Annotated in this window: 23 protein-coding genes; 13 read left to right on the top strand and 10 right to left on the bottom strand. The window is 49.5% G+C overall.

The genetic code is table 11. The features are described 5' to 3' along the window. Positions 1 to 101: 101 nt before the first annotated feature. Positions 102 to 1,337 carry an oligosaccharide MFS transporter gene (locus tag HEN21_RS08770; RefSeq protein ID WP_105285218.1) on the bottom strand — a complete coding sequence of 412 codons (1,236 nt, stop codon included), beginning with the start codon at positions 1,335 to 1,337 and terminating at the stop codon, positions 102 to 104. Between the two features lie 254 nt (positions 1,338 to 1,591). Further along, on the bottom strand, positions 1,592 to 2,674 hold the full coding sequence (locus tag HEN21_RS08765; RefSeq protein WP_176252364.1) for a LacI family DNA-binding transcriptional regulator: 1,083 nt from the start codon (positions 2,672 to 2,674) through the stop codon (positions 1,592 to 1,594). A 233-nt stretch (positions 2,675 to 2,907) separates the two neighbouring features. Between HEN21_RS08765 and HEN21_RS08760 the strand changes: the two genes are divergently transcribed. The 3 genes from HEN21_RS08760 (at position 2,908) to yliI (ending at position 6,676) form a co-directional block, all read left to right on the top strand. Continuing rightward, entirely contained in the window at positions 2,908 to 4,962 is a 2,055-nt protein-coding gene (locus tag HEN21_RS08760; protein WP_176252365.1) for a beta-galactosidase, read from the top strand. A gap of 104 nt (positions 4,963 to 5,066) precedes the next feature. Beyond that, positions 5,067 to 5,450 carry a biofilm formation regulator BssR gene (gene bssR / locus HEN21_RS08755; RefSeq protein ID WP_000497145.1) on the top strand — a complete coding sequence of 128 codons (384 nt, stop codon included), beginning with the start codon at positions 5,067 to 5,069 and terminating at the stop codon, positions 5,448 to 5,450. A 110-nt stretch (positions 5,451 to 5,560) separates the two neighbouring features. Then, positions 5,561 to 6,676, top strand: a complete 1,116-nt coding sequence (gene yliI, locus HEN21_RS08750) for an aldose sugar dehydrogenase YliI (RefSeq protein ID WP_176252366.1) — start codon at positions 5,561 to 5,563, stop codon at positions 6,674 to 6,676. Here the strand turns inward: yliI and gstB are convergent. Next, positions 6,673 to 7,299, bottom strand: coding sequence for a glutathione S-transferase GstB (gene gstB, locus HEN21_RS08745; RefSeq protein WP_010354318.1), 627 nt, complete (start codon positions 7,297 to 7,299; stop codon positions 6,673 to 6,675). The genes yliI and gstB overlap by 4 nt on opposite strands. Before the next feature lie 246 nt (positions 7,300 to 7,545). On the opposite strand from gstB, the gene dacC reads away from it, so the two are divergent. Continuing rightward, positions 7,546 to 8,748: a serine-type D-Ala-D-Ala carboxypeptidase gene (gene dacC, locus HEN21_RS08740; protein ID WP_176252367.1), complete on the top strand. Its 1,203-nt coding sequence runs from the start codon at positions 7,546 to 7,548 to the stop codon at positions 8,746 to 8,748. Between the two features lie 47 nt (positions 8,749 to 8,795). On the opposite strand, the gene deoR is transcribed toward dacC, so the two are convergent. Then, the gene (deoR, locus tag HEN21_RS08735) at positions 8,796 to 9,554 is read right to left on the bottom strand and encodes a DNA-binding transcriptional repressor DeoR (protein WP_000450138.1); all 759 of its coding nucleotides are present in this window, start codon (positions 9,552 to 9,554) and stop codon (positions 8,796 to 8,798) included. A gap of 57 nt (positions 9,555 to 9,611) precedes the next feature. Beyond that, on the bottom strand, positions 9,612 to 10,208 hold the full coding sequence (gene ybjG / locus HEN21_RS08730) for an undecaprenyl-diphosphate phosphatase (RefSeq protein WP_176252368.1): 597 nt from the start codon (positions 10,206 to 10,208) through the stop codon (positions 9,612 to 9,614). 285 nt (positions 10,209 to 10,493) lie between these two features. Here ybjG and mdfA point away from each other — a divergent pair, with 285 nt between their 5' ends. Continuing rightward, complete coding sequence (mdfA, locus tag HEN21_RS08725) at positions 10,494 to 11,726, top strand: multidrug efflux MFS transporter MdfA (protein ID WP_176252369.1); 1,233 nt, start codon at positions 10,494 to 10,496, stop codon at positions 11,724 to 11,726. Positions 11,727 to 11,766: 40 nt separating this feature from the next. Here the strand turns inward: mdfA and ybjH are convergent, their stop codons facing one another. From ybjH to HEN21_RS08710, 3 genes are all read right to left on the bottom strand, one after another. Continuing rightward, a complete protein-coding gene (ybjH, locus tag HEN21_RS08720) occupies positions 11,767 to 12,051 on the bottom strand; it encodes a protein YbjH (protein WP_176252370.1) in 285 nt (94 codons plus the stop codon). 84 nt (positions 12,052 to 12,135) lie between these two features. Continuing rightward, positions 12,136 to 12,951, bottom strand: a complete 816-nt coding sequence (gene ybjI, locus HEN21_RS08715; protein ID WP_176252371.1) for a 5-amino-6-(5-phospho-D-ribitylamino)uracil phosphatase — start codon at positions 12,949 to 12,951, stop codon at positions 12,136 to 12,138. Next, entirely contained in the window at positions 12,951 to 14,159 is a 1,209-nt protein-coding gene (locus tag HEN21_RS08710; RefSeq protein WP_176252372.1) for an MFS transporter, read from the bottom strand. Before HEN21_RS08710 ends, ybjI begins: the two co-directional genes overlap by 1 nt. 83 nt (positions 14,160 to 14,242) lie before the next feature. On the opposite strand from HEN21_RS08710, the gene rcdA reads away from it, so the two are divergent. Further along, entirely contained in the window at positions 14,243 to 14,818 is a 576-nt protein-coding gene (rcdA, locus tag HEN21_RS08705; RefSeq protein WP_176252373.1) for a DNA-binding transcriptional regulator RcdA, read from the top strand. A gap of 135 nt (positions 14,819 to 14,953) precedes the next feature. Here rcdA and HEN21_RS08700 read toward each other — a convergent pair whose 3' ends face one another. Further along, positions 14,954 to 16,639, bottom strand: coding sequence for an aspartate:alanine antiporter (locus HEN21_RS08700; protein ID WP_001024862.1), 1,686 nt, complete (start codon positions 16,637 to 16,639; stop codon positions 14,954 to 14,956). Between the two features lie 268 nt (positions 16,640 to 16,907). Here HEN21_RS08700 and HEN21_RS08695 point away from each other — a divergent pair, with 268 nt between their 5' ends. Beyond that, entirely contained in the window at positions 16,908 to 17,285 is a 378-nt protein-coding gene (locus HEN21_RS08695) for an inner membrane protein YbjM (protein WP_000681103.1), read from the top strand. 31 nt (positions 17,286 to 17,316) lie between these two features. Here the strand turns inward: HEN21_RS08695 and grxA are convergent, their stop codons facing one another. Beyond that, the gene (grxA, locus tag HEN21_RS08690; RefSeq protein ID WP_001195223.1) at positions 17,317 to 17,574 is read right to left on the bottom strand and encodes a glutaredoxin 1; all 258 of its coding nucleotides are present in this window, start codon (positions 17,572 to 17,574) and stop codon (positions 17,317 to 17,319) included. Between the two features lie 159 nt (positions 17,575 to 17,733). Here grxA and HEN21_RS08685 point away from each other — a divergent pair, with 159 nt between their 5' ends. From HEN21_RS08685 to potG, 6 genes are all read left to right on the top strand, one after another. Continuing rightward, positions 17,734 to 18,021, top strand: coding sequence for a YbjC family protein (locus HEN21_RS08685; RefSeq protein ID WP_001201566.1), 288 nt, complete (start codon positions 17,734 to 17,736; stop codon positions 18,019 to 18,021). Further along, on the top strand, positions 18,005 to 18,727 hold the full coding sequence (gene nfsA, locus HEN21_RS08680) for a nitroreductase NfsA (RefSeq protein ID WP_000189119.1): 723 nt from the start codon (positions 18,005 to 18,007) through the stop codon (positions 18,725 to 18,727). The genes HEN21_RS08685 and nfsA overlap by 17 nt, the downstream gene beginning before the upstream one ends. A 60-nt stretch (positions 18,728 to 18,787) precedes the next feature. Next, positions 18,788 to 19,690, top strand: coding sequence for a 30S ribosomal protein S6--L-glutamate ligase (gene rimK / locus HEN21_RS08675; RefSeq protein WP_000684316.1), 903 nt, complete (start codon positions 18,788 to 18,790; stop codon positions 19,688 to 19,690). Between the two features lie 87 nt (positions 19,691 to 19,777). Then, positions 19,778 to 20,254: a type III secretion system chaperone family protein gene (locus tag HEN21_RS08670; RefSeq protein WP_000203025.1), complete on the top strand. Its 477-nt coding sequence runs from the start codon at positions 19,778 to 19,780 to the stop codon at positions 20,252 to 20,254. 350 nt (positions 20,255 to 20,604) lie between these two features. Continuing rightward, complete coding sequence (potF, locus tag HEN21_RS08665) at positions 20,605 to 21,717, top strand: spermidine/putrescine ABC transporter substrate-binding protein PotF (RefSeq protein WP_000126057.1); 1,113 nt, start codon at positions 20,605 to 20,607, stop codon at positions 21,715 to 21,717. 94 nt (positions 21,718 to 21,811) lie between these two features. Then, the gene (gene potG, locus HEN21_RS08660; RefSeq protein WP_016159000.1) at positions 21,812 to 22,945 is read left to right on the top strand and encodes a putrescine ABC transporter ATP-binding subunit PotG; all 1,134 of its coding nucleotides are present in this window, start codon (positions 21,812 to 21,814) and stop codon (positions 22,943 to 22,945) included. The last annotated feature ends 9 nt before the right edge of the window (positions 22,946 to 22,954 follow it).

Here is a 22,954-nt window from a genome sequence, read left to right as displayed (position 1 = left end):
AAGGTCAGGGCAGGGATTCTACAGAGTTCTGGATAAAATTTGTATCGTAATCTGGTCAACAGGCGAGGAAAACGCCCCAACTATCGGGGCGTAAATGGTTATCAGGCTACTGGGGTTTCAGTTAGCGCCTTTGCAGGCTGGTTGCTGGATTTGTCCCGCAGCGTAAAGACCGAAATAAGCGTGAAGCAACCGGCAATCGCCCCCAGGATGAGATAGGTTTCAGCAAAGCCAATGGTGTCATACAGATAGCCAGCAATGGGTGAATAGATTGCCGTGGCGATGGATGCCACAAAAAGCACCAGCAGGTAGACCGTCGAAGAGAGTTTGTGATCAAAGTTAGCCGCGATAAATTTAAACACAGACACCAGGATCAGTGGTTTTTCGATGGCATGCATCATTTTAACGGCCGCAATCCACACCGGTCCCAGTTGGATAGCAGAACCGGCAATGCGTAACGACATAATGGTTCCGGCAATCACTAATGCCCATTTTGCGCCAGTGCGGTTAACAAACCACGGCATCAGACAGAGAAATAGGGTTTCTCCGCAGACCTGGACAGAAGCCAAAATCCCGTACCAGCGATTGCCTTCTTCTGGCGTCGGAAATTGCAGCGAAAAATATTGTGCGAATTGTTGATCGTAGGTGTCATAAATTTGCGTTACGAACAGAGTGAACATCAATAAAAACCAGAACTGACTATTTTTCGCCAGTTCAAGCGCATGGATAGCTTTCAGCGAATTAGTTTTTTCAATTTCGGCCTCGGTAAGTTCGATTTTGGTAAACATAAAGCAGATTGCGGCGACCACAATGGCACAGCTTGCCAGCCAGAAAGAGAGATTAGGGTTGGTATCAATGTATTTACCCACAATCCACGCGGCGGCGGCCCATCCCAGAGAGCCCCACATTCTTACGCGACCATATTCAAAATGATAACGACGCGAAACTTTATCTATCCAGGAATCCAGAACGCCACAACCAGAATTAAAAATTATCCCCAGGTAAACGCCACCCAAAACAGCGCCCAGCCAGAAGTTATGAACCAGAAGCGGGGCATACACATAAATAAAGAATGGGCCTACGGGAAGTAATAATGCGACGAGGATCCAGATGAGTTGTTTCTTAAGACCAAATTTATCGGAGATGAAACCGAAGAACGGTTGCATTAATAACGCAATGAAAGCATTAACGGAATAAAGTAATCCTGTGCGTGTGGCGGTAATTTCCAGATGCTGTGTCGTCCATATGACAAAAAATGCCATCGTTGCCGACCAGGCAAAGAGGTACAGGAAATCGAAAATACTGAGCAAAATATAATTACGTTTACCGGGCAATAACATAGCCATATCCTCAATCACTGGCGTTGGGTCATTTACCGTTGGCACAGGCATTCACTGTGCTTACTGGTTATTGTTTTGGTATGCATCTCCGGAAAATGTCATACGTTAACAATTTCATTTTTACTCTGACCCTGAGTGCGATGATTAGGCAATGTGTTAAATGAATGTTTGCGATTTGCATCACAATTATTGCTGGTAATAAAAAAGATTTAGCGAAATAGATCACTAAATCTTTTTATGAGAACGTATTACTTTTATGCCTTGCGTGTTAGCTCATCCGCCAGTGTGCGAAGGTGTTCAGCAATATTCATCAGATCAGTCTGTGGTGAGTGCAGAGGGCCAGCAGAGTTACGCACGACCAGGCGACTGGGAAGGATGGTTGAAGAGCGGAGCATCGCGTGTTCATCGTCCGGTTGTAAAATTTGTTGAACGGCAATTTTCCCTTGTAAATCGAAGTCGATTGCGACGGTCGTCAGTGAAGGTTCAAAAAACGCACTCTCATAGGTGTCGTCATAGCCTATGACAGAAATATCTTGCGGGATTTTACGTTTTTGTTGATGTAAGGCGCTTAACGCCCCCAATGCCATCTGATCATTGGCGATCAGAAGAGCGGTCGCCTGTGGCGTTTCACGTAGCATCTGTAACGTCGCCAGATAGCCGCTTTGAGCGTCCCAACTACCGTAATGAATGGCCAGCGGCGTCAGTTGAAGTGAGGCGAGAGTATCGCGCCAGGTATTGAGTCGTAGCCGCGCCGGTACTGAGTTTTCTGGGCCAGAGATCAGGCAAAATTGACGATGCCCCAAATCGTAAAGATATTTCACGCTGGCGCGTGCACCTTCTGCAGGATTAAAAGTGACGTTAAACACCGGGCTATAAGGGTCCACGTCGAGAAACAGACACAACACATCGCTGTTTTCAGCAACCAGAGTTTCAGCCAATGCCGTTTCCAGCGGTGCGTTGATAATAATCTTTGTTACCCGTTGTGCTTTTAAGTCATTAATTGCAGCCTGAATACCTTTAATATCAACATCATCGATCATGGATATCAGCACCTGATATCCCTGTTCTCCGGCATATTTTTTCACTGCTGCCGCAATTTGCGAGGGGGCATGTAGGGCGAGCGAAGTTGTAACCAGCCCGATCGTTTTGCTCTCTTTCCCTACCAACTGTTGAGCTACGCGATTTGGAACGTATTTAAGTTCAGCAATGGCTTGCTCAATTTTTTGACGTGTTTTGGCAGACACGTTCGCTGAATTGTTAAGCACCCGCGACACTGTCTGATAAGAAACATTGGCATGACGAGCAACATCGGCAAGGGTTGCAGCTTTGGTTTTCATATTCGCCCCGGCTAAAAGATTTGTCACAGTATACCGCAGTGAATGTCATACGTATCACGCTCACCTGTCTCAGTGCCGGTAAGCTGACCCATCGAACCTGTTTGCAGGGAAAAACGCGTACTTGATCACATTCCTGCCGGACATTCCTTGCATAACGAAGCAATTAATTACTAGATGACAGTATTGTGAACGAATAACATTTTTTGTCTGTTTAAAACAATTCAGGAGTCAGCATGGACAAGCACCCACCGATCATCCCCAGAGCCCCATGGTTACTTCATGGTGCTGATTACAACCCGGAGCAATGGTTACATGTCCCCGGGATTCTGGAGAAAGATATCGCCATGATGCAACAGGCTGGTTGTAACACCATGTCGGTGGGTATTTTTAGCTGGTCAATGCTGGAACCCACAGAGGGGGAATATTGCTTTAACTGGCTGGATGAGGTGCTGGATAAACTTCATGCTGGTGGGATCTCTGTCTTCCTCGCAACACCAAGCGGAGCCAAACCTGCCTGGCTTGCTGCACGTTATCCAGAGGTTCTGAGAGTTAGCGCCTCACGCGAGAAAATGCTTCACGGCGGTCGCCATAATCACTGCCTTTCTTCTCCCGTGTATAAAGAGAAAGTGACGCAAATTAACCGTAAGCTGGCGCAGCGATACGCAAATCATCCGGCGGTTCTGGGATGGCATATCAGTAATGAGTATGGCGGAGAGTGTCATTGTAATGGATGCCAACAGGCGTTTCGCCGTTGGTTGCAGACTCGTTACACCACTCTTGAGGCGCTTAATCAGGCATGGTGGACTGGCTTCTGGAGCCATACATACAGTGACTGGTCACAAATTGAATCTCCTTCCCCATTAGGTGAGATGTCTAACCACGGTTTGAATCTTGACTGGCGGCGCTTTGTCACATCGCAGGTAAAAGAGTTCTATCAAATGGAGATTGCGCCGTTAAAAGCAGAACGCCCCGATTTACCTGCGACGACCAATTTTATGTGGTATTTCAATGACTACAACTACTGGGCATTAGCTGAAGTGGTTGATTTTGTGAGTTGGGATAGCTATCCCATGTGGCATAAACAGGAAGATGAACGCGCCGTTGCTTGTAAAACAGCGATGTATCACGACCTGATGCGTACTTTAAAAAATAAACCGTTTATTCTGATGGAATCCACGCCCAGCCAGACAAGCTGGCAGCCAACCAGCAAATTGAAAAAGCCGGGAATGAATATTCTTTCTTCCTTACAGGCCGTCGCTCACGGCGCAGACGGCGTGCATTATTTTCAGTGGCGTAAGAGTCGTGGCGCCGTGGAGAAGTTTCATGGTGCGGTGGTTGATCACGTCGGTCATCTGGAGACGCGTACCGGGCGCGAAGTCATACAACTGGGGCAACGGCTGGCTCATCTTAAACAATTGGTCGGAACGAAAACCCAGGCAAAAGTTGCCATTATTTTCGACTGGGAAAACCGCTGGGCGGTCAACGATGCTGCCGGGCCGCGCAATTGCGGTATCCACTACGAGCAAACGGTAGTGGAGCATTACCGACCTTTCTGGGAGCAGGGCGTGGCGGTCGATATTATCAATGCTGATTGTGATCTTACGGGTTATCAGTTAGTTATTGCCCCAATGCTCTATATGGTTCGCGATGGATTTGCTGCTCGTGCTCGCGCCTATGTTGAAGCTGGTGGCAATTTTGTCACCACTTACTGGTCCGGGATTGTCAATGAAACCGATTTATGTCATCTGGGTGGATTCCCTGGCCCGTTGCGTGACCTGATGGGTGTGTGGGCTGAAGAGATTGATAGCCTTAATGATTATCAGCATAACGAAGTTATCTGCGAGCCGAATGCGTATGGACTGCAGGGGCAATGGCAGGCACGGGAATTATGTGCGGTTATTCACGCCGAAGGTGCACAGGTTCTGGCGCGCTATGGTGAGGATTTTTATGCGGGTACACCTGCGTTAACAGTAAATCACGTCGGACAAGGTCGAGCTTTCTATGTGGCTTCGCGTAATGATGCGTCATTTCATCAAGCGTTTGCCGCGATGTTGATCAACACACTTCATCTCCCAAAAGCACTTGCTACTGAACTTCCTGCTGGCGTTATTGCAACGCGTCGGACAGACGGCGAGCAGGAATGGGTTTTTGTACAAAATTACACTGCTCATGTACAAAATGTTGTGCTTCCTGGAGCGTGGCGAGTGACGGAAACAGGCAAGGCTTGTTCACAAGCATTAGAACTGGCGCCGTGGGGATGTGAGGTACTGGAAAGAGAAATAATGTAAATTCTTATTAATAAGATGTGAAGTATTGATCCCTGACAGCATTTTGTACAAAAAGTAGCCATACTATTTAATTGCACAAAGGCTGCAAAGAGGAGGATCGAAGTATGTTCGTTGACAGACAGCGAAGCGATCTACTTAACCGGTTGATCGATGCAAGAGTTGACCTCGCCGCATACGTGCAACTGAGGAAGGCCAAAGGATACATGTCCGTCAGCGAAAGCAATCATCTACGAGATAACTTTTTTAAACTGAATCGCGAACTGCACGATAAATCGCTGCGGTTGAATCTTCATCTGGATCAGGAAGAGTGGAGTGCTCTTCATCATGCTGAAGAAGCATTAGCGACAGCCGCAGTATGTTTGATGAGCGGGCATCATGATTGCCCGACTGTTATTACCGTCAACGCCGATAAGCTTGAAAATTGTCTGATGAGCTTAACGCTGAGTATCCAGAGCCTTGAACAGCACACCATGCTTGAGCAGGCCTGAAAACTAAGGGGGAGAAAGCGTCTCCCCCTTCATGTTTAAGTTTTTGTAAAAATGAATTTGTCATCTCCTCCACTGACTACGCTTTAAGCCAGAGTCAATCCGGAGGCGTTATGCATCGACAATCCCTTTTCCTTGTGCCCTTTTTCTGTGTTTCTTCCGCTCTCTGGGCGGCTCCTGCGCCGGTAAATGTCGAAGTACTGCAAGACAAACTCGATCATCCGTGGGCGCTGGCCTTTTTACCTGATAATCATGGCATGTTAATCACCCTGCGCGGTGGCGAGTTGCGTCACTGGCAAGCAGGAAAAGGATTATCTGCGCCGCTTGCCGGTGTGCCGAACGTCTGGGCGCATGGACAGGGAGGCTTGCTGGATGTGGCATTAGCGCCTGATTTTGCCCAGTCGCGCCGCATCTGGTTAAGTTATTCCGAAGTTGGCGATGATGGCAAAGCCGGAACTGCCGTGGGTTATGGTCGCTTAAGTGATGATCTCTCAAAAGTGACCGACTTCCGCACCGTTTTTCGCCAGACACCAAAACTTTCTACCGGCAACCATTTTGGCGGGCGGCTGGTCTTCGACGGTAAAGGTTATCTTTTTATTGGTCTGGGAGAAAACAATCAGCGCCCGACAGCGCAGGATCTGGATAAATTGCAGGGTAAATTAGTGCGTCTGACTGACCATGGCGAGATCCCGGATGATAATCCTTTTGCCAGGGAATCCGGTGCGCGCGTAGAGATCTGGTCTTATGGCATTCGTAACCCGCAAGGAATGGCGATGAACCCGTGGAGTAATGCACTGTGGCTGAATGAACATGGCCCGCGTGGCGGCGATGAAATAAATATCCCGCAAAAAGGCAAAAACTACGGCTGGCCGTTGGCTACCTGGGGCATTAATTACTCAGGTTTTAAAATACCGGAAGCGAAAGGGGAAATCGTCGCCGGAACCGAGCAACCGGTTTTTTACTGGAAGGACTCACCAGCGGTGAGCGGCATGACCTTCTATAACAGCGACAAATTCCCCCAGTGGCAGCAAAAATTATTTATTGGTGCGCTGAAAGATAAAGATGTCATCGTGATGAGCGTCAACGGCGATAAAGTGACAGAAGATGGTCGTATTTTAACGGACAGAGGGCAGCGAATTCGTGATGTTCGCACTGGACCCGACGGTTATTTATACGTTCTCACCGACGAGTCCAACGGGGAATTACTCAAAGTTAGCCCACGCAATTAGCTAACGGGGATCATCACCACTTTACGCACTGCGGGGCGTTCGGTGAGTTGCTGATACCAGCGTTGCAGATTCGGACGCGGTGTCCAGGTCAGGCCAACGTTAAACAAATTGTAGATAAACGGTGCGATAGCAATATCGCCCACACCAAACTCGTCGCCAGAAAACCATTTTACTTTTGCCAGTTCCGCATCAAGTAGAGCAAACAGGGCATCGCACTCTTTGCAGCTGGCATCAATGGCGGCCTGATCACGTTCTTCCGGTGGCGTTCTGACTAACCCCATCAGGATCCCACGATGGGCATTGCTGAGCGTCTGGTTTGCCCAGTCCATCCACTTTTCGGCTTCTGCGCGACGTGCCGGCGAGTCGATCCACAGACGTTTTTGCCCGTACTGTGCAGCCAGGTAGCGGACAATGGCATTTGATTCCCAAAGAATTAAGTCACTTTCGTCGTCACGCAACAGCGGCACCAGCCCGTTGGGATTCATCGCCAGAAAATCGGCGTCATGGTTTACCCCAAACTCACGACCCGCCAAAATTTGCTCATAAGGCAGTTCCAGTTCTTCGAGCGTCAGCAACACTTTTTTAACGTTGGTTGAATTATTCCGACCCCACAGCGTAATCATACTCACCCCTTTTCCGACAGGCAGCCACAGGCTGAACAGGACTCCGATGGTGAAGTAAAGTTAACTTTTAAGCAACAGCGAGTAAAAAAATGACGCCAGAAGCAGCGAAGCGGCAGGATATTGCATAAACTTTAAAAACTTTACCAACTTACGGTTTCTTTAAACTTGTGTGTGCGTTATTAATCACCGAACTTATCATACGGCGATATAACGTATTTTTTTTGAATGGATACTCGGGTGGCATTTATGACGCAATACTCCTCTTTCCTTCGTGGTCTTGCAGCGGGTTCTGCATTTTTATTCCTTTTTGCCCCAACGACATTCGCGGCGGAACAAACCGTTGACGCGCCGAGCGTGGATGCGCGTGCATGGATTTTAATGGATTACGCCAGCGGTAAAGTGCTGGCAGAAGGCAATGCGGATGAGAAACTGGATCCCGCGAGCCTGACCAAAATAATGACCAGCTATGTGGTTGGACAGGCGCTTAAGGCTGATAAGATCAAACTCACCGATATGGTGACGGTCGGTAAAGATGCCTGGGCGACGGGAAACCCGGCACTGCGCGGTTCGTCGGTGATGTTCCTCAAACCGGGCGATCAGGTTTCGGTGGCAGATTTGAACAAAGGTGTGATTATCCAGTCCGGTAATGACGCCTGTATTGCACTGGCCGATTACGTTGCCGGGAGCCAGGAGTCATTTATTGGTTTGATGAATGGTTATGCCAAAAAACTGGGCCTGACCAACACTACCTTCCAGACTGTGCACGGTCTGGATGCGCCGGGGCAATTCAGTACCGCGCGCGATATGGCATTGCTGGGTAAAGCGTTAATCCACGATGTGCCGGAAGAGTACGCCATTCATAAAGAGAAAGAGTTTACCTTTAACAAAATTCGCCAACCAAACCGTAACCGTCTGCTGTGGAGCAGCAACGTTAACGTTGATGGTATGAAGACCGGAACCACGGCAGGTGCGGGATACAATCTGGTCGCTTCTGCTACTCAGGGTGATATGCGTTTGATCTCCGTGGTGCTGGGGGCAAAAACTGACCGCATCCGTTTTAATGAGTCTGAGAAATTACTGACCTGGGGCTTCCGCTTTTTTGAAACCGTGACGCCAATTAAACATGATGCCACCTTTGTGACTCAGCGCGTCTGGTTCGGTGATAAGAGCGAAGTGAATCTCGGCGCAGGCGAAGGGGGATCAGTGACCATCCCACGTGGGCAACTGAAAAACCTGAAAGCGAGTTATACGTTAACGGAACCGCAGCTCACCGCGCCGCTGAAAAAAGGTCAGGTTGTCGGCACCATTGATTTCCAGCTTAACGGTAAATCTATTGAACAGCGTCCGCTGATCGTGATGGAAAATGTGGAAGAGGGCGGGTTCTTTGGTCGGATGTGGGACTTCGTGATGATGAAATTCCATCAGTGGTTCGGCAGCTGGTTCTCTTAATCTTCTGATGACCGGATGGCGCGGAAACGTCATCCGGTTATGCGTTATTAATACATCAACTTAATACGCTGCGTCTGCGCATACTTCACATACTCATCTTCCGGACAACAATCGCTCACCACAATATCAAAGCGTTTCAGCTCGCCCATGCGCGCCGGACGTACCTTGCCAAACTTACTGTGGTCGACAACCAGCACGTGCTTTTGTGCCATCGACATCGCCCAGTGTTTTACCGGCAACTCTTCAAGATTAAAACAGGTTGCGCCTTTACTGACATGCACGCCCGCTGCGGAATAAAAAGCGATATCCGGGCAAAAATTATTCAGTGTTTGCTGAAAATCAATGGGTTTGAAAATGGCGTTGCTGGCGTGAAATTCACCACCACAAAGAAACGCGCGGCAATGGGGTTTCTCTTTTAGCGCCAGAAAGGTATTTAGTGAATAACAAATGGCGGTGAAAGGGATTTCATTATCTATCGCTTCAATAATCCACGGCGTAGTGGTGCCGCAGTCAAAAAAGAGGGTCTGATCGGGTTCAACCAGCGTCGCGGCCAGTTTTGCCGCCCGGCGTTTTTCTTCCACCAGGCGGGATTTTTGATCGCTTAACAGGTAATGGCTGGCACTACGCGGTTCCAGAACAATATAGCCGCCGAGTAGTACGACGGGGGCACTGTTGTTATTCAAATCGCGACGAATCGTCATCTCTGAAACCCCGAGCAGGGCGGCGGCGTCCTTCAGGTGTAACTTATCGCTGCGTTTTAATTCTTGTAGTAACTGCCCTATACGCTCTTCGCGACGTGTTTCCATATTCCCTCTGAATAGTTATTGAAGCGAGCCGCCTGATATTACACTTTTTATCCGAAATCAGCCACGCACCCAGCCTTTACGTATAGGTAAGGCGAAACAGAAGCGATACCACAATTGCAGCTTCTGGTAGAGTATAGCCCCCACAGCCTGCCAGATAATCTGGGCGCTAAGGCAACCAATCATTCCTGCCAACAATCCACCGAGCATGTCCAGCGGCCAGTGAACACCGAGATAAACACGTGACCAGGCAATGACCACCGCCAGCGCCATAAGGATTGTGCCTGACCACAGGCGATGCCAGCATAAAAATGCCAGCGCAAAGGTGAATATCACCGTGCCGTGATCGCTTGGGAAAGAGTCATCCGCCGCATGATGCAGGAAGTTATAGCCGATATGATCAACAAACGGACGGTCGTGCGGAAATAAGTGCCCCATCGTCCAGGAAACAAACAGGCCGACCGCCAGCGCGATAGCGATTTTTATCACCAGTTGCCGTTGAGCCGTAAATCCCCATAGCCAAAGCACCGTAGCCAGCAGCGGCACTACAGTAATTAAATCTTTGGCAATAAAAATCGCTAACGAAATCATCCATGCGGATGAGTCTGGCGTCGCATTAATAAGAGAGAATAATGAGTAATTCAGATTTTCCAGCATAACTTTCAGACTCAAAAGGTGATTAAAATGGGGAGCCATCAGGCAAGTCGATGAGCATAAAGTGCGTGTTAAACAGGGTAAAGCGGCATCGTCTTATTTCACTTTCGGATTGGCTTACAACAGGGAATAGTAACGCGAAGGAATTAAATAAAGCTTAAAGAAAGAGTAGCTATACTCGGAATAATGTAAGAATGTGCTTAAGCGTGGTTTCACCTACAAAATTTACTTTCTCGTTTGCCGCGCTTTTATTAAACTTTGCGCGATTATTATTGGCGAAGAAATTGCATGCAAAATAGATTAGCTTCCGGTGCCAGACTTGGGCGTCAGGCATTACTTTTCCCCCTCTGTCTGGTGCTCTACGAATTCTCGACCTATATCGGCAATGATATGATTCAACCCGGTATGCTCGCGGTAGTGGAAGAGTATCAGGCGGGTATTGACTGGGTTCCTACTTCGATGACCGCTTACCTGGCGGGCGGGATGTTTTTACAGTGGCTCCTGGGGCCGCTGTCGGATCGTATTGGTCGCCGTCCGGTGATGCTGGCAGGCGTGGTGTGGTTTATCGTCACCTGTCTGGCAATATTGCTGGCGCAAAACATTGAACAATTCACGCTACTACGCTTCCTGCAAGGCATAAGCCTTTGTTTCATTGGCGCTGTTGGATACGCCGCGATTCAGGAATCCTTCGAAGAGGCGGTTTGTATCAAGATCACCGCGCTGATGGCGAACGTGGCGCTGATTGCTCCGCTACTCGGTCCGCTGGTGGGCGCCGCGTGGATCCATGTGCTGCCCTGGGAAGGCATGTTTGTGCTGTTTGCTGCATTGGCGGCGATCTCCTTTTTCGGTCTGCAACGCGCTATGCCGGAAACTGCCACGCGTATTGGTGAGAAACTGTCCCTGAAAGAGCTAGGCCATGACTACAAGCTGGTGCTGAAGAACGGTCGCTTTGTTGCCGGAGCTCTGGCGCTGGGATTCGTCAGCCTGCCGCTGCTGGCGTGGATCGCCCAGTCACCGATTATCATCATCACCGGCGAAAAGTTGAGCAGCTATGAATATGGGTTGCTGCAAGTGCCAGTTTTCGGGGCGTTAATTGCGGGTAACTTGCTGTTAGCGCGTTTGACCTCGCGCCGCACCGTTCGTGCATTGATCATCATGGGTGGCTGGCCGATTATGATTGGCTTGCTCGTCGCCGCTGCCGCAACGGTTATCTCATCGCACGCGTATTTATGGATGACCGCCGGGTTAAGTATTTATGCTTTCGGTATTGGTCTGGCGAATGCGGGACTGGTGCGATTAACCCTGTTTGCCAGCGATATGAGTAAAGGTACGGTTTCTGCGGCGATGGGGATGTTACAAATGCTGATCTTTACCGTCGGTATCGAGATCAGTAAACATGCCTGGATGAATGGCGGTAATGGACTGTTTAATCTCTTTAACCTTGCCAACGGAATTTTGTGGCTGCTGCTGATGTTTATTTTTTTAAAAGATAAACAAACAGGAAATTCAAACGACGGATAAGAAAATGCCTGGTTGCTTTGTACAATCAGGCATTCATGGATTAATGGTGATGGTCGTCGATTTGATGTTCGATAACCATCCCTTCGCCTACGCTGGCAAGATGACGAACATACGGATGTGGGCGGTAAGCCGAAGCTGGAGTAGGCGCCACATAGACAGTTTGTGGTACAGTCGCGACGCTGACCGCTTGTGGAACGCTGACTGAATCGGGGACTACCACCACTTTGTATCCGCTCGGCACATCAACGGTGACACTTTGCGCCATTGCCACACCAGTAAAACTCAACAGAAACGTGCCCAGCAGTACACAATTTTTCATCATCATTTCGCCTGAAATAATCCAGAAGGGGAATTTCCGCGAATTATGCATCCTTCATTCAGGCATTGTGTTGCCGGGCGTGCTGCCGTTTTATTGATTAAATGGCGCTTCGTGCTTAAGAATTTTATCGATCACATCCAGTACGCCTTCACGGTTATTGGAGCCTGCGCGGTATTTCGCCGCAGCTACGACCGCGTTGCCAGCATTTTCCATCGCAAAGCTAAAGCCAGCCTGGCGCAGCATTTCGATATCGTTACCGCCATCGCCAAAGACCACCACTTCACTGTCATCTATTCCCCATAACTTCTGGAGTTTCCGCAGGCCATTGGCTTTATGTACGCCGGGGATAATCAGATCGATGCTACCGTTGCCGGTGTGAACCGGCACCATAATATCGCCAATCGAATCATGTAACTCTTTTTGCACTTGCGGAATCAGTTCATCGGAAAGATTCAGGCCAAACTTAAAGAAGATATCTTCTAAGTTGTCAAAGTTATCGACATATTCCAGACGGTGATAATACATTTCCGCCACCGTTTTCATGGCATCGTCATATTTTTTGAGGGTATAGGCGCTATTTTTTCCGCAGGCAATAATTTCCACTTCCGGGCGCGTCAGTAAATGTTCCACGACAGTGGCAAATGCATCCTTCGACAGCTCGCCATTAAAAACATCTTTGCCTTCGCTCACAACCCAACCACCGTTTTCTGCCACAAAGGCAATTTCATCGGCAATTTCGGGGAAGAAAGAGATCAACTGATAATATTGATTCCCGCTGGCGACCACAAAGCGAATCCCTTGTGCTTTCATCTGCTGATACTGAGCCATAAACCGCTCGCGGTTATAGGTTTTTTGATCGCTTAAGAAAGTACCATCCATGTCTACCGCAATTAATTTAATGCTCATCAATTATTCTCCATCGCCGTCTGCGTTTTGGTATCGGGTTTGGCGACGGCTTTCGCGACAATAGCCGCGAGAATAACCAGCGCCAGTACAACCAGCATTGCACTACGTAATCCATAATGTTCGCCGAGATAGCCCAGCAGCGGCGGCCCGACGAGGAAAGCCAGATAACCGGTCGTCGCTACTACGCTGACGCGGGTCGGCGCATCGGGGCCGGTATCGCTGGCGGCAGAAATGGTTAGCGGGAAGCCCAGCGAGGCACCCAATCCCCAAAGAACAACAGACACCCCAGCGACCCAGGCGCTATCGACAAAAATAATCAGCCCAATACCCAACGCACCCATTAGCGCACTGGCCCGAACCACGGCAACGCGGCTGTAACGGTCTATGAACCAACCGCCAGTGAAGCGTCCAACGGTCATCCCCAATGTGAAACCGGCATAAATCAGTGAGCCGGAAGTGGGGCTAAAACCGTGACCATCAACCATTAACAAGGGTAACCAGTCGTTGGCAGAACCTTCTGCAAAGGCCATCGCCAGCACCACAACACCAATCAACAGCAACTGGATATCGCGATAAAAAGGTACGCCTTTTTCGCCATGCTGCGTGCCATCGGCGGCATTTTTTCCCGTACCGCCAGGGATTGCCTGAATGGCGATATAAATAGGCGCGATGCCTACCAGTGCCGCCAACAAAATATGCACAGTTGCCGGAACGCCAAAGGCCGTTAGCGCCATCCCAACACCAGCGCCTGCCAGCGTGCCGAGGCTATAAAAGCCGTGCATCATCGGCAAAACCGTTTTATTCATTTCTCGCTCAACGGCGGCACCTTCAACGTTTATAGCAACTTCAGCGGAACCAAAACTGGCTCCAAAGACGCCAAGACCAACGGCAAAGAGCACGGGCGATGTCAGCCAGAGCGCCAGACTTAATATCATCATCCCGATCAACGCGCAGGACATCGTGACCAGGATGACATTACGCGTCCCAAAACGTTTCACTAACCACGCTGAGCAGAGAATTCCGCTCATCGAACCGATCGACAAACCAAAGAGTACACCGCCCATTTCAGCGATCGAAACAGAAAGAATGTCTCGAATCGCTGGCGTACGGGTTGCCCAGGACGCCATTAACAAGCCTGGCAAAAAGAAGAACATAAACAGCGCCCAGGTTCGGCGTTTCAAGGCATTACGTGAAGAATTTACGGTCATAGATCACGTCAAAAAAAGAAGAGGGAAGACAACCTTAGCAAGGTTGTGTACATTTGTACACAATTGCAAAGAGAGGAAATGACATGCGTCGCGCTAACGATCCGCAACGGCGAGAAAAAATCATCCAGGCCACGCTGGAGGCGGTGAAACTTTACGGAATACATGCCGTTACGCACCGCAAAATCGCTACCCTTGCCGGAGTGCCGTTGGGGTCGATGACCTACTATTTTTCAGGAATTGATGAGTTGCTGCTGGAGGCGTTCAGCAGTTTTACAGAGATAATGTCTAAGCAATATCAGGCATTTTTTAGCGATGTTAGTGATGCTTCAGGCGCCTGCCAGGCCATAACTGACATGATCTACAGCTCGCAGGTTGCAACGCCGGATAACATGGAACTGATGTATCAACTCTACGCATTGGCCAGCCGAAAACCGCTATTAAAAACGGTGATGCAAAACTGGATGCAGCGTAGTCAGCAAACGCTCGAACAATGGTTTGAACCCGGAACCGCCCGCGCGCTGGATGCGTTTATTGAAGGGATGACACTGCATTTTGTCACTGACCGTAAGCCGCTATCGCGCGAGGATATTTTGCAGATGGTGGCGCAATTGGCAGGGCAGGAGATAAATTTCAGGAAACAAAAAAACCATCAACCTTGAACCGAAATGGCGGGGTTGATGGGCTCCACAAAATGGGGACATCAAAGAAAAGCAGTGGCACTAATTAAGACTGATGCCCCGAGGAAAAGTTCTGTGGTTGTACAAAAAAATTTCATTTTTGGGGCAACTTCAGTTTTATCCGAGTCCTGGCCACACCATTACGATGATTGTCCCTGCCAGCGTCAGCAGTACGTTAGCTATTGCATAAGTGCCCGCATAACCTAAGGCCGGGATGTTGCTGCGCGCAGTGTCGCTGATGATCTCCATTGCCGGAGCACAAGTACGTGCGCCCATCATTGCACCGAATAACAGCGCGCGGTTCATGCGCAGCACATAAGCGCCAAACAGGAAGCAAATAACAACGGGCACCAGGCTGACAATTAACCCGGCAATCAACATCTGACCGCCAATAGCACCCAGGCCGTTATTGATGCCACTACCGGCGCTTAAACCCACGCCCGCCATAAATACCATCAAACCGAACTCTTTCACCATGCTTAACGCGCCTTGGGGAATATAGCCGAAGGTCGGGTGGTTCGCTCGCATAAAGCCCAGCATAATACCAGCGAATAACAACCCGGCGGCGTTACCCATGCCGAAGCTGAATGTGCTGAACTGGAAGGTGATCATCCCGATCATCAGACCTATGACAAAGAACGCGCAGAATGCCAGTAGATCGGTAACCTGGCTGTGAATCGAAATAAAGCCGATGCGATCGGCGATGGTTTTCACGCGACGGGCATCGCCGCTCACCTGCAATACATCGCCTTTATTAAGCACCACGTTATCGTCGATCGGCATTTCGATCTGGCTGCGGATGACGCGGTTAAGGAAACAACCGTGATCGGTCAGCTTCAGTTGTGCCAGACGTTTACCGACAGCGTTATGGTTTTTGACGACCACCTCTTCAGTGACGATACGCATGTCGAGAAGGTCTCGATCAAAAACTTCTTTACCGTTACGGAAGCTGGGATCGAGCCGGGCGTGGGCGTCGGGATATCCTACCAACGCTATTTCATCGCCCATCTGTAGCACGGCGTCACCATCCGGATTTGCCAGAATCCCGTTACGACGAATACGTTCAATGTAGCAACCGGTTTGTCGATAAATACCCAGTTCGCGCAAGTTTTTGCCATCGGCCCAGGCGACCAGTTCCGGCCCGACGCGGTAGGCGCGAATGACCGGCAGATAGACTTTACGGCTGGCGTCGGTATCCAGACCCCGTTCACGAGCGATTTGTTGGGCGCTGGTTTGTAAGTCCTGATGCTGCAACTTAGGCAAGTAACGCGCACCAACAATCAAACTCACCAGGCCAATCAAATAGGTTAATGCATACCCGAGGCTTAAATTATCCAGTGCCGCAGAGAGCTGCCCGCTTTCTATTCCTGAGTGGCGTAAGGTATCGCCCGCACCAACCAAAACCGGTGTTGATGTCATTGAACCAGCCAACATACCGGCCGTCAGGCCGATGTCCCAGCCAAACAACTTACCCAGTCCTAAGGCGATCAGCAGTGCACTACCGACCATTACCAGGGCTAACATTAGGTAATTTTTCCCATCGCGGAAAAAAATGGAAAAAAAGTTGGGTCCGGCTTCGACCCCGACGCAGAAAATAAACAGCATAAAGCCAAGATTAAGCGCGTCGGTGTTAATACTGAAATGTTGTTGACCTAATAACAGTGATACGACTAAAACGCCAATGGAATTACCCAGTTGGATTGAACCAAGTCGTAATTTTCCGAGACATAGTCCAAGCGCGAGGACCACGAATAATAACAGAATGTAATTCCCATTTAACAATTCGGCGACGTTTATATTCACGGAGACTAACTTCTTGTTTACGAGTAAGCTGTTGAAAGAAATGGTAATTTAAGATAATGTTTTTACCTGAATTCAGAGCGCAGATTCATTCAGCGCACTTAATCAATAGTAAAGTAACAATATATTTTACTAGTGTAATCACATTAGATACCAACGGCTATAAGAATTGTGTTGGCCTATATTAGCATGGAATGCGAAGCGGCTTTATCTTACTGAGCGCCACACCGGCGAAAAATGTGTTCGATAGAGGCAGTGTCAGGAGGAACATGTGAAACATAAACAACATTGGGCGGGGGCAATTTGCTGTTTTGTCCTCTTTATTGTGGTGTGCCTTTTTCTGGCGACACATATGAAGGGAGCTTTTCGGGCTGCCGGGCACCCTGAAATCGGCTTACTGTTTTTCATTCTTCCTGGGGCTGTAGCCAGCTTTTTTTCGCGGCGTAGAGAAGTCCTTAAACCACTGTTTGGCGCAATGCTGGCAGCGCCGTGTTCTATGTTAATTATGCGTCTGTTTTTTTCACCATCACGCTCATTCTGGCAGGAGCTGGCGTGGTTGTTGAGTGCCGTCTTCTGGTGTGCGCTGGGCGCATTATGTTTTTTGTTTATCAGTAGCTTGTTCAGGCCGCAACACAGAAAAAATCAATAAAGCCCTCAAACAGAGAGGGCTTATCCAGTAATCAGGCGTCAAGATTCTCTTTCACCCAGGCAGCAAAATCGGTATAGCCACCGATGTGTTGCTGATCGACAAAAATCTGCGGTACGGTTTCTACCGGCTTGCCAGCTTTCTGTTGCAGATCCTCTTTAGTGATCCCTTCAGCACGAATATCCACATACTGGTAGTGAAAATCATCGTGTTCATTACTTAACTTTTCTGCCAAATCTTTGGCACGCACGCAGTAAGGGCAACCCGGACGACCGAAAATAACGGTTTGCATTGGCTTTCTCCATTTATCTCTCATGTGTGCATGATCACGCCAAATGTTATTCGCTGAAAGTAGGTTTAACCTGTTGCATTGATTGCTTAAAGCTATAACTGTTAAGCACAACGCGGCGAAAGGTTTTAAACTGGCAGCTCACTTTGCAGAGGGAAGTTTATGCGCGCGATCGGTAAATTGCCTAAAAGCGTGTTGATACTGGAATTTATCGGAATGATGTTACTGGCGGCGGCGTTGCTGTCGATAAGTGACAACTTTTCGCTTCCAGCGCCGTTTTCTACGCCAGAAGCGCAAATTCTGATGATTTTTCTCGGTGTTTTGCTCATGCTTCCCGCTGCGGTGGTGGTTATTCTTCAGGTGGCAAAACGGCTGGCCCCGCAACTGATGAATCATCCACCGGAATCTTCACGTTCAGAAAGAGAAAAAGATAATGACGCCAACCATTGAACTTATTTGTGGTCACCGCTCCATTCGCCATTTCACTGATGAACCTATCTCCGCTGAACAGCGTGAGGCGATTATCAACAGCGCCCGTGCAACCTCCAGTTCCAGCTTTTTGCAGTGTAGTAGCATTATTCGCATTACCGACCCCGCATTGCGTGAAGCCCTGGTGCCGCTGACCGGCGGGCAAAAACACGTTGCGCAAGCGGCGGAGTTTTGGGTGTTTTGCGCCGACTTTAACCGTCATTTGCAGATCTGCCCGGATGCTCAACTCGGCCTGGCTGAACAGTTGTTGCTCGGTGTTGTTGATACAGCGATGATGGCACAAAACGCCTTAACCGCAGCGGAATCGCTGGGGTTGGGCGGTGTATATATTGGCGGCCTGCGCAATAACATTGAAGCGGTGACGGAACTGCTGAAATTACCAAAGCATGTTCTGCCGCTGTTTGGCCTGTGTCTCGGCTGGCCTGCAGATAACCCGGATCTCAAGCCGCGTTTACCGGCCTCCATTTTGGTACATGAAAACAGCTACCAGTCGCTGGATAAAGATGCTCTGGCGCAGTATGACGAGCAACTGGCGGAATATTATCTTACCCGTGGCAGCAATAATCGCCGGGATACCTGGAGCGATCATATTCGGCGGACGATTATCAAAGAAAGCCGTCCTTTTATTCTCGATTATTTGCATAAACAAGGTTGGGCGACGCGCTAAAACCGTTACGGCGATGTATTATACGCGGGCTTTTGACCAGGTCTGACAGAGAGGTGCAGGGTGAAAATTGCCATATTGTCCCGGGATGGAACGCTCTATTCGTGTAAGCGGCTGCGTGAAGCCGCCATACAGCGTGGTCACCTGGTTGAAATTCTCGATCCGCTTTCTTGCTACATGAACATTAATCCTGCGGCGTCTTCCATTCACTATAAAGGCCGCAAACTCCCCCATTTTGACGCGGTGATCCCACGCATTGGCACCGCCATTACCTTTTATGGGACGGCGGCGCTGCGCCAGTTCGAAATGCTGGGCAGTTATCCGCTGAACGAATCGGTCGCGATTGCCCGGGCGCGTGACAAATTGCGTTCAATGCAACTGCTGGCGCGTCAGGGCATTGACCTGCCTGTCACGGGGATTGCGCATTCGCCGGATGATACCAGCGACTTAATCGATATGGTCGGTGGTGCGCCGCTGGTGGTTAAGCTGGTCGAAGGCACGCAGGGAATTGGTGTGGTGCTGGCGGAAACGCGCCAGGCGGCAGAAAGCGTGATTGATGCTTTTCGCGGCCTGAACGCCCATATTCTGGTGCAGGAATATATAAAAGAGGCGCAAGGGTGCGATATCCGCTGTCTGGTCGTCGGTGATGAAGTTGTCGCGGCGATTGAACGGCGGGCGAAAGAGGGCGATTTCCGCTCCAATTTGCATCGTGGCGGCGCAGCAAGCATCGCCAGTATCACGCCGAAAGAGCGTGAAATCGCCATCAAAGCCGCGCGAACAATGGCGCTGGATGTTGCCGGTGTGGATATTCTGCGTGCCAATCGCGGGCCGTTGGTGATGGAAGTGAACGCGTCGCCGGGGCTGGAAGGAATAGAAAAAACCACCGGTATCGACATTGCGGGTAAAATGATCCGCTGGATCGAACGCCACGCCACGGCAGAATATTGCCTGAAAACGGGTGGTTAGTCGCAATTACATTACTGATCATGGTTTTGCCTGCGCTTTTTGCGTAAGCTGTGTCAGTCTTTTTATCGGAAGAGGTTGTACAAAATTATGACATCGCTGGTCGTTCCTGGTCTGGATACGTTGCGTCAATGGCTCGATGACCTGGGGATGAGTTTTTTTGAATGTGATAACTGTCAGGCTTTGCATCTGCCCCATATGCAGAATTTCGACGGGGTCTTTGATGCCAAAATCGACCTGATTGATAACACAATCCTGTTTTCTGCCATGGCGGAAGTCAGGCCTTCAGCCGTGTTGCCGCTGGCGGCGGATTTATCAGCCATCAATGCCAGCTCACTGACCGTGAAAGCATTTCTCGATATGCAGGATGATAATCTGCCAAAGCTGGTGGTTTGCCAGTCTTTATCTGTTATGCAGGGCGTAACCTATGAACAGTTTGCATGGTTTGTACGTCAGAGCGAAGAACAGATTTCGATGGTCATCCTCGAAGCTAATGCCCATCAGCTGCTGTTGCCGACTGACGATGAAGGGCAAAATAACGTTACCGAAAACTATTTCCTTCACTGATAACTTTCTTCGAACACGCAGTCGCTGCCGCAGTGACTGCGCGTCGTAATATTTCCTGCTGATTTTAACCTTTCATTAAAGATTAATTCACTTCTATTGTGCCAGGTTTGCTTTATCACATAGAGCAAATACGCATAAAAATTTGTTAAATACCGTTTTTTAATTACAGCTATAGTTTCAAACCCTGGCTAAAGTTATTCTTGCGAGGCTTTTATATAGCGAGCAATGCTGGCCGGGAGAGAGTTCTCTTTTCTTGCACCGCGCCGATAAAAAATATGCACGTTTATTGCATATCTTTCAGTGTGACAACTTTTGTTCGTTTGTTAACGAACTTTCAGAAGGAAAGAGATATGACCGCCTTAAATAAAAAATGGCTATCGGGTCTGATTGCGGGTGCTCTGATGGCCGTCTCTGTCGGCACGCTCGCGGCTGAACAAAAAACACTCCACATCTATAACTGGTCTGATTATATCGCCCCGGATACGGTGGCAAATTTTGAAAAAGAGACCGGTATCAAAGTCGTCTACGATGTTTTTGATTCCAACGAAGTGCTGGAAGGCAAATTAATGGCGGGGAGTACCGGCTTTGATCTCGTTGTGCCGTCAGCCAGCTTTCTTGAACGCCAGTTGACTGCGGGAGTATTCCAGCCACTGGATAAAAGCAAATTGCCGGAGTGGAAGAATCTCGATCCAGAACTGCTGAAGCTGGTTGCCAAACACGATCCCGACAATAAATTTGCTATGCCCTATATGTGGGCGACTACCGGGATTGGGTATAACGTCGATAAAGTCAAAGCGGTGCTGGGCGAAAACGCGCCGGTCGATAGCTGGGACTTGATCCTCAAACCTGAAAATCTGGAAAAACTGAAAAGCTGTGGCGTCTCTTTCCTCGATGCGCCGGAAGAGGTTTTTGCCACTGTCTTGAATTATCTCGGTAAAGATCCCAACAGCACTAAAGCGGATGATTACACCGGACCGGCTACCGATCTGCTGTTAAAGCTGCGCCCGAACATTCGTTATTTCCATTCATCTCAATACATTAACGACCTGGCAAACGGCGATATATGCGTCGCTATTGGCTGGGCGGGCGATGTCTGGCAGGCCTCAAACCGCGCGAAGGAAGCGAAGAATGGCGTGAATGTCTCTTTCTCAATTCCGAAAGAAGGGGCGATGGCATTCTTTGATGTATTCGCCATGCCTGCCGATGCCAAAAATAAAGACGAAGCGTATCAGTTCCTGAATTATTTGCTGCGTCCGGATGTGGTGGCACACATCTCTGACCATGTGTTCTATGCCAATGCGAACAAAGCAGCTACGCCGCTGGTGAGCGCGGAAGTGCGTGACAATCCTGGTATTTATCCTCCGGCAGATGTCCGCGCCAAAATGTTCACCCTGCAAGTGCAGGATCCGAAAATTGATCGTGTGCGCACCCGCGCGTGGACCAAAGTGAAGAGCGGAAAATAATCCGCAGCCTTAGATGCCGGACGGGCGCACCACCCCCGCCGGCAATTCGCACCATCATGGTGCGCTTGCACACATTAAATGCCGGAGAGCAGCCGTGAATGACGCTATCCCTCGCCCGCAGGCGAAAAGTCGTAAGTCTCTGACACCACTATTAGAAATCCGTAATTTGACCAAATCTTACGATGGTCAACATGCGGTCGATGATGTCAGTCTGACCATTTATAAAGGCGAAATCTTTGCACTGCTGGGCGCATCCGGCTGTGGCAAGTCCACACTGCTGCGTATGTTGGCAGGTTTCGAACAACCTTCTGCCGGGCAGATTATGCTTGATGGCGTCGATTTGTCACAGGTTCCGCCTTATCTGCGCCCCATCAACATGATGTTCCAGTCCTACGCGCTATTCCCCCATATGACCGTGGAGCAAAACATTGCCTTTGGTCTGAAACAAGACAAGTTACCAAAAGCGGAAATTGCCAGTCGGGTCAACGAGATGCTGGGGCTTGTGCATATGCAGGAGTTTGCCAGACGCAAACCGCATCAGCTTTCCGGTGGTCAACGTCAGCGAGTGGCGCTGGCCCGAAGCCTTGCCAAACGCCCGAAACTATTACTGCTCGATGAACCGATGGGCGCGTTGGATAAAAAACTGCGCGACCGGATGCAGCTTGAAGTGGTGGATATTCTGGAGCGTGTCGGCGTGACCTGTGTGATGGTAACGCACGATCAGGAAGAGGCGATGACCATGGCGGGGCGCATCGCGATTATGAATCGCGGTAAATTTGTTCAGATTGGCGAGCCGGAAGAAATTTATGAGCACCCGACCACGCGATATAGCGCCGAGTTCATTGGATCGGTCAATGTTTTCGAAGGACTGCTAAAGGAACGCCAGGAAGATGGCCTGTTGCTTTATTCGCCTGGGCTGGTGCATCCGTTGAAAGTCGATCCCGATGCGTCAGTGGTGGATAACGTGCCGGTGCATGTGGCGCTGCGTCCGGAAAAAATCATGCTCTGTGACGAACCGCCTGCTGATGGCTGCAATTTTGCAGTGGGAGAGGTGACACATATTGCCTATCTCGGTGATTTGTCTGTTTATCATGTCCGCCTGAAAAGCGGGCAGATGATCAGCGCCCAGTTACAAAACGCCCATCGTTTTCGCAAAGGGTTACCGACCTGGGGCGATGAAGTTCGTTTGTGCTGGGAATCAGACAGTTGTGTGGTGCTGACGGTTTAAGGAGCAAAG

It is taken from the genome of Escherichia sp. 93.1518 (assembly GCF_013368915.2).
GTDB lineage: Bacteria > Pseudomonadota > Gammaproteobacteria > Enterobacterales > Enterobacteriaceae > Escherichia > Escherichia ruysiae.
The sequence above is the reverse complement of the archived record's forward strand: the minus strand, read 5'-3'. Positions and strand labels throughout refer to the sequence as shown.

What these genes read in the sequence shown, in the direction of transcription:
- dacC (WP_176252367.1), top strand. Translation starts at nt 7,546, where the DNA reads ATGACGCAATACTCCTCTTTCCTTCGTGGTCTTGCAGCGGGTTCTGCA.
- HEN21_RS08765 (WP_176252364.1), bottom strand. Translation starts at nt 2,674, where the DNA reads ATGAAAACCAAAGCTGCAACCCTTGCCGATGTTGCTCGTCATGCCAAT.
- potF (WP_000126057.1), top strand. Translation starts at nt 20,605, where the DNA reads ATGACCGCCTTAAATAAAAAATGGCTATCGGGTCTGATTGCGGGTGCT.
- gstB (WP_010354318.1), bottom strand. Translation starts at nt 7,299, where the DNA reads ATGATTACGCTGTGGGGTCGGAATAATTCAACCAACGTTAAAAAAGTG.
- nfsA (WP_000189119.1), top strand. Translation starts at nt 18,005, where the DNA reads ATGACGCCAACCATTGAACTTATTTGTGGTCACCGCTCCATTCGCCAT.
- rcdA (WP_176252373.1), top strand. Translation starts at nt 14,243, where the DNA reads ATGCGTCGCGCTAACGATCCGCAACGGCGAGAAAAAATCATCCAGGCC.
- yliI (WP_176252366.1), top strand. Translation starts at nt 5,561, where the DNA reads ATGCATCGACAATCCCTTTTCCTTGTGCCCTTTTTCTGTGTTTCTTCC.
- HEN21_RS08710 (WP_176252372.1), bottom strand. Translation starts at nt 14,159, where the DNA reads ATGACCGTAAATTCTTCACGTAATGCCTTGAAACGCCGAACCTGGGCG.
- ybjI (WP_176252371.1), bottom strand. Translation starts at nt 12,951, where the DNA reads ATGAGCATTAAATTAATTGCGGTAGACATGGATGGTACTTTCTTAAGC.
- mdfA (WP_176252369.1), top strand. Translation starts at nt 10,494, where the DNA reads ATGCAAAATAGATTAGCTTCCGGTGCCAGACTTGGGCGTCAGGCATTA.
- ybjG (WP_176252368.1), bottom strand. Translation starts at nt 10,208, where the DNA reads ATGCTGGAAAATCTGAATTACTCATTATTCTCTCTTATTAATGCGACG.
- ybjH (WP_176252370.1), bottom strand. Translation starts at nt 12,051, where the DNA reads ATGATGATGAAAAATTGTGTACTGCTGGGCACGTTTCTGTTGAGTTTT.
- HEN21_RS08770 (WP_105285218.1), bottom strand. Translation starts at nt 1,337, where the DNA reads ATGTTATTGCCCGGTAAACGTAATTATATTTTGCTCAGTATTTTCGAT.
- deoR (WP_000450138.1), bottom strand. Translation starts at nt 9,554, where the DNA reads ATGGAAACACGTCGCGAAGAGCGTATAGGGCAGTTACTACAAGAATTA.
- HEN21_RS08670 (WP_000203025.1), top strand. Translation starts at nt 19,778, where the DNA reads ATGACATCGCTGGTCGTTCCTGGTCTGGATACGTTGCGTCAATGGCTC.
- bssR (WP_000497145.1), top strand. Translation starts at nt 5,067, where the DNA reads ATGTTCGTTGACAGACAGCGAAGCGATCTACTTAACCGGTTGATCGAT.
- HEN21_RS08685 (WP_001201566.1), top strand. Translation starts at nt 17,734, where the DNA reads ATGCGCGCGATCGGTAAATTGCCTAAAAGCGTGTTGATACTGGAATTT.
- HEN21_RS08760 (WP_176252365.1), top strand. Translation starts at nt 2,908, where the DNA reads ATGGACAAGCACCCACCGATCATCCCCAGAGCCCCATGGTTACTTCAT.
- grxA (WP_001195223.1), bottom strand. Translation starts at nt 17,574, where the DNA reads ATGCAAACCGTTATTTTCGGTCGTCCGGGTTGCCCTTACTGCGTGCGT.